The sequence below is a fragment of the Psychrobacter piscatorii genome (genome assembly GCF_904846415.1).
Taxonomy (GTDB): domain Bacteria; phylum Pseudomonadota; class Gammaproteobacteria; order Pseudomonadales; family Moraxellaceae; genus Psychrobacter; species Psychrobacter piscatorii.
Genome location: NZ_CAJHAR010000024.1, coordinates 1 through 13,260 on the forward strand (window position 1 = coordinate 1; position 13,260 = coordinate 13,260).

The window sequence follows — 13,260 nt, forward strand, 5'->3', positions numbered from 1 at the left end:
GAACCCTATTGAGAAAAAATGGGCACAAGTAAAGTTTCTACGCCAAGGGTGGATGGAAAATGACTTATCCAAATTATTTTATGATGTTTGTCCTAGCTATAACATTTTTGTTTTGAACTGACTATATTAAAGAATATGATAATTTTTTAAAGCGCTATTTTAGGAATTGTTTGCAGCCTTTAAAAACGCCTGCTCAGATTCGCTTTGAAAAACCTAAGTATCCTAATATATATAGAGAGGCTTTTTCTAGGAATATGGCGATACTAAGAAAACCCTTAAGTGATAAAATAAGAGATGCTAAGTTCAAAATGTATCGAAATAATAACGTTGAAAAAGCAATAAAACAAATTAATAGTAATGTTTTAAGCAGCTCATAGGAACATGATGAATAAAGAATCAGGCGTAATCATTCTTGCTATTTTTAGCCTTCAAGGTGGAGGTGCAGAGCGGTTTGTTATAACCTTAGCTGAAGGGTTTAGAAGAGTTGGCTACGAACCACATATCATTTGTTTTAAAAGTCAAGTAGATTACCTGTTACCTGATATACCAATACATTTTTTATCTTACCAATCTTACAGATGGCTACCAAAAAAAATTCGAAATCGTATCTTTTCGAAAGTTTTTGATTTATATGTCAGAAACAATATAACCAATAATCCGTCTTTAATATTATCTAATCTCTGGCAAGTAGATCAGGTGCTAACTCATAGTAGTCTGCCTAACAAGGTGTTTGTTATACATAATACTTTATCTAAAGAAAAAACCATTCACACCTACCTGACAGATAAATCATTAAACAGTGTATATCAATCTAAAAACGTAGTTGCTGTCAGTGAAGGAGCTAAGAATGATTTTCTCAATATTATCCCTAATACTCAGACGTTAACAGCCATTCGTAACCCTATTGATCAACAAGGTATTATACTTCAGTCTCAAAAAAATGAGGAGCTGCAAGATTTTGAAAAAAAATACCCTATATTAAAAGAAGGCTATATTGTTCATGTAGGTAAGTTTAAAGCACAGAAAAACCATATAGACTTGATTAATGCCTATGCTAAATCAAAAAGGCACTTACCATTACTTTTAGTGGGACAGGGAGAGTTGCAATCACAATGTGAAGAGTTGAGTACAGCACTAGGATTGCAAAATCAGGTTATATTTGTAGGTTTTACTCCAAATCCATATCCTTTTATTGCTCAAGCAAAGGGTATGGTGTTATCTTCAATATATGAAGGATTTGGGTTGGTCATTGCAGAATCATTAGCGCTTGGAGTTCCAGTGATAAGCACCGATTGTGATTCAGGTCCTAGAGAATTGTTACCAAAACATAACTTGGTTGCTGTTGGAGATATCCAAGGTTTAGCAGATCAGATAGATAGTTTGATGCAAAATCCTAGTCATTTTAACAGCGAATTCGATGTAAATCTCTTACCTAATTCAGTTGCTATGCAATATTTGAACGTAGTTTAAATAAGTATTCTGAGAGATTTCATCACTAGTAAAGCTAAAAGTTTAAGATTTGGTGGTGTGTCAAAAAGCATGCTGATTAAAATTTGAACAATTTTTAAAGCCTTGAAAGCTCTATAGAATCAGAGAACTTAGCATAGATTTCTTATTGACTTTTATCGACAGCATGCTTTTTTAGAACACCACCTAAGATTTTAATAATACATTCAAATATATAAAATCTTTTCTTTTGGGCAAGACTTCTAAATAATCTGAATGGCTAGACTTTTTGGCTTGAATCAGGCCCATATCTAATTGAGCGGCTAGACGCCTTGATTTAAACGCTAATCTATCTGATAAGCTATTAGGACTAGGCTTACTATTGGTTGAGGTTGAAATATTGCTCGCAGCGACTGGGCTTATCTGTAACTCTGGCATACCATAATGTTTAGCCATATCCATTTGTATCGCAAGCGCTGGCATTGTTTGCGAGCTATTTAGTCTCTTAGTATGACACAGCAATGCATCTGCTAGACCTGCACCAGATTTCTCGACAGTATCTAATAAAACCTGAGCGCCTTTAGGAGTTAGCAGATAAGCCGCCGCCCCTGATTTATCAATGTAGAGAGGATGCAGTCTGACTGATTCTGTTAAGTTGATGCATTCTTTGTCATACAGTTTCTTTCGTCCTCTTGTTTCGAAGCTTAAGTGTTCGAAGGGTAGGTGTTCTAATGCAGTGATAGCAGCTAATACATTAGGCAGATCTTGTGATAGCACTGCATCATCCTCCAATACTAAATAAGATTGATTAGACTTTGCAATACGTTGCCAAATGCCAAAGTGGCTTAAAAAGCAAGCTACTTCAGTACGCCTGAGTTTACGTTGCCAGTCGTTTGCCCATTTTTCATATTCTGATTCAGATAAGTCAGCAGTTGAAGTGGCTTCTATACGTTCAAAATTAATACCAAGCTGACAAAGTTGCTTTGTCTGAAAATCCAAACGGGGTTTTGAATCGGCTAAGTTGATTACAAATGCAGAGATTGCTGATTTAGTCATGATTTGAGTTCTTATAAAATATATTTAGTCTTGCCACCAAGCTGTTTTATCGCGAATATGCAAAGCACGAAATCGGGAATATACAGTATCAGCATTGAGTTTTTGGACTCGTTCAAATATTTCGATGACTACCCCCCCCAAAGGGTGAGACTGTGCTAATTTATCTAACCGCCAGCGCATATTACGCAATGTATCATCTGTACCCACAGCAAACCCTGCTACACCATCAAATAAGGCAAGCCTTTCATTTTGTAAGGAACTGTAGCGTGAAGCATCAACCTTAGCATTTTCAGTGGCAGTTAGATAACGCTCACTTTCTTGCATTTTAATGGTATTGACCAAAATGACCGCATTCATCAACAGAGACCTTAGGTAGTCATCGTCACTATGGTCAATAAACGTATCGCAAGCAGAGATTAGCCAACGGGTATTGAGCTTATTTATCAAAAACTCTTTTTGTTCATACCATAGCTTTTCAAATCTTTTAAATTCTTCGTCAACTCTAAAGCCACGACGTATAAGCACAATCAGTGTTGCATGATAATATTCAAGTTCTGAACGACCAACGAACTCACACTTAAGACTATCAAGATGCATCTGAAGGTTCTTATCAGAGCCATAAGTATATTCAAGTTTATCGCCATCGATGATTTGATCACGCATCTCATTCCAGTTTAATTGATCAAGCCTATTTGCAACATCAGCTGCGCCCAAACGTTTGCGATGCTGGTTTAAGGAAAATAAACTGGCTAATTTAGATCTAGGAGCCTTCACTGCCAATGCTCCTTTAACCAAGGGCTTGGTTTTACATAACGATACCACTTACCGCCGCCGCCTTTAATGGCATCTGGTGGATTAATTTCACCATGAAAGATAACAATTTTAGCACCCTCAGGCAGCGTTGGGGCACGTAACAAGTTGAATGGGATAGGGGCAATACATTGATATTTAAAACTGACACACCAGTCTTTATCCCAGTACTCTAGGTGATGATGCTCACGCAGATAGTTAGATAAGTAAGCCTGCTCATGGCGAACTTGCTGACGAATGCTGTCGAAGTTGCGCTCAAAGTTTGCCAGTAAATCAGGATAAGTGCCCATACCAATATTGAAGCGATAAACAGAGCTATTGCCAATCATGCGCCAAGGTTTTTTCCAGTCGCGGATGATGACGACGCTGTCTTCATGTTCTGCTTGGTAAGTGAAAAACGCATCGATATTATCGACAATGACGATATCGATATCTAAAAATAGCGCCACACCTTTTAAATCATACAGCTCAGGCTTAAAGGTAGTCAGTTTTTTCCAACCACGTTCAGGACCTGCTGGTAAATCCATATCGGGTATCGGATAACACGCAATCGCAGGGTCAATACCTGTGCTGTCATCGGTCAAGCAAACCATCTGAAAATCTAAGGTTAGATGTCGACTAACCATGTTGTAGAGACGATTGACATATTCAGAACCGTATTTATCACCCCATTTCATACAAATAATATAACGCTGTTCAGCAGTATGGTTTTGTGTTGGTTCTATAGGTAAGGTTTTAGTTACGTCAGATGTCATAATGCACTCTTATTGCGATAATAGTGAGGTAAATGAAGGACTAATAAAAATGAGAGGGTACAGAACTTAGCCAATATTAGTATAACTGTGATTGATGATATGTCTAAATCAGTAAACGATAGTACAGTTATTACTTGCGATTATCGATGTTAGTGTCACCAGTAACAGAACCACTTACATCGTTACCAGAACGACTAGCAGTAGTGTGATGCGACTGAATAAAGGCTGCTAAAGTGGCTTTGTCTTTTCGGTAAGGGTTGCCTAGATTTGGTATGCGCTTAAAACGTCGATAGCCCCACATGTAGTGACTATAATTGTCTTTAATTATATGCTCCATGGCTTGATTGAGTGCTTGGGTCGCTATTTCGGTATTGCGGTCATATAACGCTGGATCGTCGAGCTTATAGCAATAAATATCAAAACCGCGCCCATCGTCACGGCGAATACAAGACAAGCCCACCAAGGCGCATTTGGTTTTGCTGGCCAGTTTGGAGGCAAGGGTACTGGTTAAGGTATTGATACCAAAGAAGGGAACGACTACGCCGCCTGACGGATCTGGGACGTGGTCTGGTAATACAATACTAAAGCCGCCTTGCTTGAGGGTTTTAAATACAGCTTTAACACCGCTACCATCGGTAGGCACCAACGTTGCATTGAGACGCGCACGCCCTTGAAGAATAAACTCATTAGCGAATCTGCCGTCTACAGGCTTGTACATAATAGTTGGCGAACCAAACTGATTGAGCCACGCGTTCATCATCTCCCATGTACCGAGATGAGGGACGATAGCAAGCATGCCATTGGGATTGGCAAGACCTTCTAGTAGAATGTCTTTATTATGGACATCACAAATTTGAGCAATGCTCCATTCAGGTGGCATTGCCCAGCTTTTTATAGATTCGATACTGGTCAGACATTGATGATAGATGATGTCTTTGGTCAGCGCTCGTTTTTGTGGCTCAGACAATTTGTCAGTAATCAGCGCCATATTAATATGAATGGTACGCATGATGCTGAGACTTGGTATCTTGACGATCACCCAAGCGACAAAACGTGCCAGCGTCTGTAGGACAGACAATGGCACGAATTTGAAAATATGATACGGATTCATAGCCACTCACATGGCGATGAATCACGTAACAAGCACTGTAGACAGCAATAGTACATGATCAAATGTTTTATTGAGCAGGTTTGTTGGTATCAGCCTGTGCTTTTTCACGCACACGGATACCAAGATCACGTAGCTGCTTGCTATCCACTTCAGCAGGTGCTTGAGTTAGTGGGCACTCAGCAGTTTTGGTTTTTGGGAATGCAATCACATCACGGATAGAGTCTGCGCCTACCATGAGCATGATTAGGCGATCCAAACCAAATGCTAGGCCACCATGCGGCGGTGCACCAAATTTTAGGGCATCAAGTAAGAAACCAAACTTGTCTTCTGCTTCTTGCTCGCCGATACCCAATGCCTCAAGTACGGCTTGCTGCATATCATAAGTATTGATACGTAAGCTACCACCGCCAATCTCAGTGCCGTTCAATACCATATCATAAGCGATAGATAAAGCCGCTTCTGGATTGTTTTTCAGCTCCTCAACTGAGCCTTTAGGCTTGGTAAATGGATGATGCATTGATGTCCATTGACCGTTGTCAGTTTCTTCAAACATTGGGAAGTCAGTTACCCAAAGTGGTGCCCATTCACAAGTCATCATTTCAAGGTCTAGACCGATTTTTTGGCGTAATGCACCAATTGCGTCGTTCACGACACTGGCTTTATCTGCACCAAAGAAGATAATATCGCCATCTTCTGCAGCAGTACGCTCAATCAAGCTCACAAGTACATCATCAGTCATGTTTTTGATGATCGGAGACTGTAGGCCAGATTCTTGATCCACACCATTGTTGATGCTGCTTGCGTCATTGACTTTGATATAAGCCAAGCCGCGTGCGCCATAAATACCAACAAACTTGGTGTAAGCATCGATTTGCTTACGGCTCAATGAAGCGCCACCAGGGATACGTAAGGCAGCGACGCGACCTTTAGGATCGTTAGCAGGGCCGGCAAATACTTTGAAATCAACGTCTTTCATCAAATCTGCAACGTCAACCAGTTTCAATGGAATACGTAAGTCAGGCTTGTCTGATGCATAATCACGCATTGCCTCGAAGTAAGTCATGCGAGGGAATTGCTCGAACTCAACATCCATCATGGTCTTGAACAAATGCTTGATAAGACCTTCGTTGATGTTCATGATCTCTTCTTCGTTCAAGAAAGACGTCTCGATATCGACCTGTGTAAATTCAGGCTGACGATCGGCACGTAAATCTTCATCACGGAAGCATTTAGCGATTTGATAATAACGGTCAAAACCTGACACCATCAATAATTGCTTGAACAGCTGTGGCGACTGCGGTAGGGCAAAGAAGTTACCAGGACGCGTACGTGATGGCACAAGATAATCACGCGCACCTTCAGGTGTTGCACGAGTCAAGATAGGCGTCTCAACATCCAAAAAGCCATGATCGTCTAAATAACGACGAATCGCTGAAGTCGCCTTGGCACGGAACACCATACGCTCTTGCATTTGCGGACGGCGCATATCGAGGTAGCGATACTTTAGACGTAGGTCTTCTGATACGGTCGTTTTTTCGTCATTCAACGGGAATGGCGGGGTTTCAGATTTGGCCAGTACTTCAATCTCTTTACCCAATAGCTCAATTTGGCCACTGGTCATATTGTTATTTTCAGTACCTTCATAACGGCGACGTACGCGGCCAGTGATCTTTAGTACGTATTCAGGACGTACCGCATCAGCGGTTGCAAAAGCTTCTGGTGTATCAGGATCGACTACTACCTGCAAGATACCAGCGCGGTCACGCATGTCTAAGAAAATCACGCCACCGTGATCGCGACGACGATGTACCCAGCCTACGATACTAATGGTTTGCTCAAGCAAGCTCTCAGTTACAGCTCCGCAATATTCGTCTCGGTATTCGCTTTGCGTCATAGTGCTTTGCGTCATAATATTGTTATCCAGTTATCAGCCCAATTCGAAGTACAATAATGCAGCCATTGCTGTGCGTTTCAAGCGATTTGCCAAAAAAACACACAAACAACGCGATCAAGACAAAGGGTCATCACGTTGGCTGCAGAAAATTTGATATAAACGCATATTATGCCTAATCTACCTTTGTTATACAACCGGCTGAGTTCAATCAAAGCGTAGCCATGCATTGGTATCGGCTGTATTTATTGAGCGATATCTATATTAGGTTAAATATTGTCATTTTGCTTGAAAATACCAGCGAGCGTGCGCATATCAACCGTACCTGAATAAAAACATCTATGTTGATATACCTACTGACTTGAGGATTTGTAATCATGCTATTTCATCCACAAAAAAACCCTGTTGAGCTAAAAGTAAGACATTTAAATGAAGCGCAAAAGCAGCGCCGTGAAGATTTAATGGAAGCCACCCAAGGCAAAGCTGCGCTTAAAGCATTCAAAAAAACAATGGCAAAAAAAGCCAAGCAGGCTCTAAAAGCAAAAAGCAAAAAGCAGAAAAAAAATACTGACAATGCCTCGCAAGTTTTTGTTCTGGATTTTGAAGGTGATATCAAAGCCACTGCCGTTAAGCATCTGCGCGAAGAAATCAGCACTTTAATCAGTACAGCCAACAAAGGCGATGAAGTGATCGTACGCCTCGAGTCAGGCGGCGGTTTGGTACATGGTTATGGTTTGGCAGCCGCGCAATTGGTTCGTCTAAAGGACGCTGGCCTAAAGCTAACGGTCTGCGTCGACAAAGTGGCGGCGAGTGGTGGCTACATGATGGCGTGCGTGGCAGACAATGTCGTGGCATCGCCATTTGCGATTATTGGCTCAATCGGCGTGGTGTCACAATTGCCAAACTTTCATAAATGGCTCAAAAATCATGACGTCGATTATGAGATGTTTACCGCGGGCGACTATAAGCGTACGGTGACTGTATTTGGTGAAAATGATGCCGAAGATCGTGCCAAATACCAAGAAGAGTTAGAGCAGACGCACGAGCTATTCAAGCACTTTGTCAATACTTATCGTCCAACGTTGGATGTTGCCAAAGTAGCCACAGGTGAGCACTGGTATGGCGAAGATGCCTTAAAGCTTAACCTGATTGACAGCTTGCAAACCTCTGACAGCTACATTCTAGAACGTATGGAAAACAGCGAAGTGTACGCATTACATTCACGTCAGAAGCCGACGCTGGCAGAGAAGCTAGGCCTTGCGCAAGCAGCAGAAGCAACGCTCAGTATGGCAGTGGACAAACTGCCAGACGCGCTTGCACGTTTTGAGCTAAACAGCCGTTTGAATATTCTAAAATAGTGTTAGATATCATTATGATGTCTGATAGCTAGTATTTTAGCGGTCATATATTCAGCAATACACTGTTTGTATTTTGTAAAAGGCGTGTCCTAACGGGTCGCGCCTTTTTGCTGTTTAATCATAATCGCTGTGTTATAAATGTAGGATACAGAAAACAGTATACGTCCGTACACTAAGGCTCGCATTAAAGATCTAGCAGAGCTTTTTGTCAAAACCCGATTTAGACAATCAATAAAGAAAAGGAAGTCATTTATGTCTAACGACAATTTAATGTTTACCGCAACAGAACATGGTCAAGCCATGCATGCCAAAGTCAAAGCGTTCATTGAAACGAATATTGAGCCCATCGAAGCCCAATTCTGGGAAGAATGTCATAAGAAAAATCCTGATGGTAATTGGGAAAACTGGGAGTGGCCAGACGCTTATGATAACCTACGCAAACAAGCACGCGAGGAGGGTTTATGGAATTTATTCTTACCTGACGATACGTTAGGTGCAGGGCTTTCAGTCACTGACTATGCACCGATTGCAGAGCTGACGGGTCGCAGTTTGCTCGCGCCGCATGTGTTTAACTGCAATGCGCCTGACAGCGGCAATATGGAGCTATTATGGCGCTATGGTACGCAAGAACAGCAAGACAAATGGCTCACGCCGCTATTAGAAGGTGAGACCCGCTCAGTGTTTTGTATGACTGAGCCTGATGTGGCCTCAAGCGATGCCACTAATATGCAAGCAACTGCTGTGGTCGATGGTGATGAAATTGTCATTAACGGTAGCAAATGGTGGTCATCAGGTCTGGGTGATCCTGCGGTTGATATTTTAATTGTGATGGCCTATACCGCGGATGAAAGCGCAGACCGTCATCATCAGCACTCGATGGTACTGGTACCAGTTAATACAGCGGGTGTGAATATTAAACGCATGCTCAAAGTGTTTGGCGATTATGATGCACCGCACGGTCATGGTGAGATCAGCTTTGATAATGTACGTGTGCCCGTCAGTCACTTTATTGGTGGGCCAGGTAAAGGCTTTGAGATTGCACAAGGTCGCTTAGGACCAGGTCGTATTCATCACTGCATGCGTTGTATTGGTGCGGCTGAGAAGTCTTTAGAATTGGCGGTTAAGCGAGGCATGTCACGTACTGCGTTTGGTAAGCCGCTACTACAATTGGGCGGAAACTTTGAGCGTATCTCTGAGGCACGTATCAAGATTGATCAAGCGCGCTTGCTAACCCTTTATGCGGCGCAAAAAATGGACGCTCAAGGAACCAAAGCGGCATTGACTGAAATCTCCGCGATCAAAGTCGTTGCGCCAACTGTATTGCAGGAAGTGGTCGATATGGCGATTCAGATTCACGGTGGCATGGGTGTTTGCCAAGATACCTTGTTACCGAATTTCTATGCGCAGGCACGTGTACTACGGTTAGCAGATGGTCCTGATGAAGTACATAAAACGATGATTGCCAAGCTAGAGCTAAAACGTCAAGGTTTTAGCCGTTCTCAGTCTAACAAAGCCTAAGGTTAATCAATGGGCGTGAGTAAGTCTTAACTTGCTCATACCACTGTTGTTAAAAACAAAATAAATTGAAAATTCACTATTAATGATTTAGTAGTGAATTTTTCATCACTAATACTATTTCATTGTTATTAACTATTTTAATACTACTAGATGTTATAAAAATAAATCATTACAGGATAAGGAATGTCTCATGGTAACTGATAATAAAGTACTCGATAAAGGCGGTGCCGTACGTGAGGGTGAAGAGCTTGATACCAAAGCGGTGAGCGCATGGCTGCGTAGCCAAGGTGTCGATGTCGTAGGTGAGCCTACAGTCACTCAGTTTTCAGGCGGCGCATCAAACTGGACGTACCGCTTGCAATATGAAGGCGACGATAAAGGTCAAGATCTTATCTTACGCCGTCCGCCAAAAGGTACTAAGGCAAAATCTGCACATGACATGGTGCGCGAATATACCGTCCAAAATGCACTAAAAGATGCCTATCCTTACGTACCTGAGATGATGGCTCTATGTACAGATGAAGCCGTCATCGGTGCTGATTTTTATGTCATGGAGCGTATGGAGGGGATCATTCCTCGTGCAAACTTACCAAAAGGGGTCGATCTAGAGGCTGAACAAACCCGTTTACTTTGTACCAATGTTTTGGATGCGTTGGTAGAGCTGCATCAGATAGACTATACCGAGCATCCTGATTTGGTTGATTTGGGTCGCGGTGATGGCTATTGCGCGCGCCAAATTAGTGGCTGGGACAAGCGCTATGTCAAAGCAAAGACCCCTAACGTCCCAAGCTTTGCCTTGGTCAGACAGTGGCTCAAAAAGCACACGCCTGCTGATAGCAAAACGTGCATCATTCATAATGACTGGCGCTTTGACAACGTCATACTCGATGCAGATGAGCCGACTAAAGTGATTGGCGTGCTTGACTGGGAGATGGCAACGCTTGGCGATCCATTAATGGATTTAGGTAGTGCCTTGGCTTACTGGATTGAGGAAGACGATAACATTGTCATGCAGCAGTTTCGTCGTCAGCCAACTCATTTAGAAGGTATGATGACGCGTGATGAAGTGGTTGCTTATTATCTAGAAAAATCTGGACTTAAGATAGATAACTGGACCTTTTATGAAGTATTCGGTCTGTTCCGTCTATCAGGTATCATTCAGCAAATCTACTATCGCTACTATCATAAGCAAACCACCAATCCAGCATTTAAGAACGCTTGGCTCGCTATACATGTCATGCACGCCAAATGTCTCAAACTGATTGCGCAATATGAAGGCGAGGCGCTGTTCAATGCACACGTTCAGCCGCATTTGGAAGACAGAGGAATCGATGCCGCGATGATTGAGAAATTGCCAGACCCTGTACAAAAAGTAGTGAAAGGCATTTTACCAAAGGGCTATTTTGCAAAATCCTCTGATTCATCTGAAATATAAGAAAATAGTATTTTGGACAATATAATAAAAGGCAGTATTTTATGACAACCATACTTTTAGCCCGTCATGGTCAGGCCTCTTTTGGTCAAGAAAACTACGATCAGCTTTCAGAGCTAGGTGAAACTCAAGCCAAAATGTTGGGTCAGCATTACGCAAATACTCAGCGCCGAATCGATGCGATATTTACGGGTAATTTGATTAGGCAACAAGATTCTGCGCGCCATTTTTGGGAGGGTTATCAACCTCTCATTCATGCTAATCACGGTGATGGTGGACCAACTATGTCAGCCATCGATTTTAACGAGCCCAATAGTTATATTCTGCCGCAATTTGATGAGTTTAATCATAAAGACGTGTTTGTGAAATCAGCTGGAGATTTTGGCAATCGAGCCGATATATCCGCTGAAATTGCCAAAGCAGAATCACCGTCCACGCGTTTGGCTGAACTATTCGACCAAGCGATGCAGCGCTGGCATGCGGGCGACAATGATCAAGACTATATTGAAAGCTGGACGCAGTTTAACGACCGTGCGCAGCAAGCACTTGAGCAAGTACGTACAAAAATAGCCAATATGAGTTTAGATCAGGACAGTACGGTGTTGGTCTTTACCTCAGGTGGCGTCATTGCTGCCATTACCGCGCAGCTCTTGAAGCAAGGCAGTCAAACTGCTTATCAGTTAAATAAAAGCTTAGTCAATACAGGCGTGACATCGATCACCCTAAAAAATCAAAGCACGCGTTTGTTGTCTTTGAACGAATACAGTCATCTATTCTCTGAAGGTAAGCGTTTTGTGACGTGGCGTTAGGCTGAACGCATGTCATGGTGATATATTAAAGCCATGATAAAGTAGCTATTTTAAATATGTGACCGCTACGTATATCGTTAACGTCAGTCATTATATTTGTTGAGTATTTTTCGTTTATTTTTACAACTGACAAGCTCAATCTATCGATTTGCGATATTATAGGCTATCGATTTTATCTAATATTGATATAAAAAGGATTGTCTATGAAAAATAAATTGATCAATTTGGTAACCAAAAGCGCTAAACAAAGTAAAAATCAGGTGTTTAGTGCGATTCAGCCATCGCGATATCTAAAAGAGCTAAATGAGCAGCAAGTAGGGAAAAATAAGACTGTATTGATTACGGGTGCCAGTTCAGGTCTGGGCGAGGGCATGGCAAGATTGTTTGCTAAGCTTGGTTACAACCTTGCTATCTGTGCGCGCCGTACGGATCGTTTAGAAAGCCTGCAGTCAGAGCTGGTAGCAGCATATCCTAATATACGCGTTGAGTACCGAGCGTTAGATGTCAGTAATTACGACGCTGTTTTCAAAGTATTTGATGCATTTGCTGCTGATTTTGGCACGATTGACCGCGTAATAGTCAATGCCGGTATTGGCGATAGCCGCCGCATTGGTAAAGGGCGCTTTGATACCAACCGCCGTACTGTTGAGATTAATTTTATCTCGGCATTAGCACAATGTGAAGCGGCGATGAATATCTTCCGGGCTCAAAATAGCGGTCATCTGGTGGCAATGTCGAGCATGTCAGCGATGCGCGGTCTACCTAAGCACTTGACGGCTTATGGTGCGAGTAAAGCAGGTTTGGCACATCTTGCAGAAGGTATTCGTGCTGATATGCTATTGACTAAGCTACCTATCAAGGTGTCTACCATTTATCCCGGTTACATCCGTACCGAGATTAATACGAATGCCAAGCCATTGCCGTTTGAGGTAGATACTGATACCGGTACCAAAGCGATTGTTGCGGCGATTGAGGCAGGTGTGGAAGAAGCGTGTGTACCAAGCTTGCCATGGTCGATTGTAGGTCAGGCAATGAAGCGTTTGCCGCTGCAAGTGATGAGCCGATTGAGCTGAT

At 42.3% G+C, this 13,260-nt stretch carries 12 protein-coding genes; 7 read left to right on the top strand and 5 right to left on the bottom strand.

The features are described from left to right. Nucleotides 1-170: 170 nt before the first annotated feature. Both JMX83_RS10805 and JMX83_RS10810 read left to right on the top strand, forming a co-directional pair. Entirely contained in the window at nt 171-377 is a 207-nt protein-coding gene (locus tag JMX83_RS10805; protein WP_201601593.1) for a hypothetical protein, read from the top strand. 7 nt (nt 378-384) lie between these two features. Beyond that, nucleotides 385-1,470, top strand: a complete 1,086-nt coding sequence (locus JMX83_RS10810) for a glycosyltransferase (RefSeq protein WP_201601597.1) — start codon at nt 385-387, stop codon at nt 1,468-1,470. Nucleotides 1,471-1,653: 183 nt separating this feature from the next. On the opposite strand, the gene JMX83_RS10815 is transcribed toward JMX83_RS10810, so the two are convergent. The 5 genes from JMX83_RS10815 to aspS form a co-directional block, all read right to left on the bottom strand. Continuing rightward, on the bottom strand, nt 1,654-2,502 hold the full coding sequence (locus JMX83_RS10815; RefSeq protein WP_201601600.1) for a glycosyltransferase family 25 protein: 849 nt from the start codon (nt 2,500-2,502) through the stop codon (nt 1,654-1,656). A gap of 24 nt (nt 2,503-2,526) precedes the next feature. After that, nucleotides 2,527-3,276, bottom strand: coding sequence for a hypothetical protein (locus tag JMX83_RS10820; RefSeq protein ID WP_201601603.1), 750 nt, complete (start codon nt 3,274-3,276; stop codon nt 2,527-2,529). Next, entirely contained in the window at nt 3,273-4,067 is a 795-nt protein-coding gene (locus JMX83_RS10825; protein WP_201601606.1) for a glycosyltransferase, read from the bottom strand. Before JMX83_RS10825 ends, JMX83_RS10820 begins: the two co-directional genes overlap by 4 nt. Before the next feature lie 130 nt (nt 4,068-4,197). Further along, entirely contained in the window at nt 4,198-5,178 is a 981-nt protein-coding gene (locus tag JMX83_RS10830; RefSeq protein ID WP_201601609.1) for a lysophospholipid acyltransferase family protein, read from the bottom strand. 67 nt (nt 5,179-5,245) lie between these two features. Continuing rightward, nucleotides 5,246-7,072 (bottom strand): aspartate--tRNA ligase, encoded by a 1,827-nt coding sequence (aspS, locus tag JMX83_RS10835; protein WP_201601678.1) that lies wholly within the window; start codon nt 7,070-7,072, stop codon nt 5,246-5,248. A 374-nt stretch (nt 7,073-7,446) separates the two neighbouring features. Between aspS and sohB the strand changes: the two genes are divergently transcribed. From sohB to JMX83_RS10860, 5 genes are all read left to right on the top strand, one after another. Next, nucleotides 7,447-8,427 carry a protease SohB gene (gene sohB / locus JMX83_RS10840; RefSeq protein ID WP_201601611.1) on the top strand — a complete coding sequence of 327 codons (981 nt, stop codon included), beginning with the start codon at nt 7,447-7,449 and terminating at the stop codon, nt 8,425-8,427. Between the two features lie 270 nt (nt 8,428-8,697). Next, on the top strand, nt 8,698-9,945 hold the full coding sequence (locus tag JMX83_RS10845) for an acyl-CoA dehydrogenase family protein (RefSeq protein ID WP_201601680.1): 1,248 nt from the start codon (nt 8,698-8,700) through the stop codon (nt 9,943-9,945). Between the two features lie 190 nt (nt 9,946-10,135). Then, nucleotides 10,136-11,380, top strand: a complete 1,245-nt coding sequence (locus JMX83_RS10850; RefSeq protein ID WP_201601613.1) for a phosphotransferase family protein — start codon at nt 10,136-10,138, stop codon at nt 11,378-11,380. Between the two features lie 41 nt (nt 11,381-11,421). After that, nucleotides 11,422-12,186, top strand: a complete 765-nt coding sequence (locus tag JMX83_RS10855) for a histidine phosphatase family protein (RefSeq protein ID WP_201601615.1) — start codon at nt 11,422-11,424, stop codon at nt 12,184-12,186. A 203-nt stretch (nt 12,187-12,389) separates the two neighbouring features. Further along, nucleotides 12,390-13,259 (top strand): SDR family oxidoreductase, encoded by an 870-nt coding sequence (locus JMX83_RS10860; protein ID WP_201601617.1) that lies wholly within the window; start codon nt 12,390-12,392, stop codon nt 13,257-13,259. Nucleotide 13,260 lies beyond the last annotated feature (1 nt).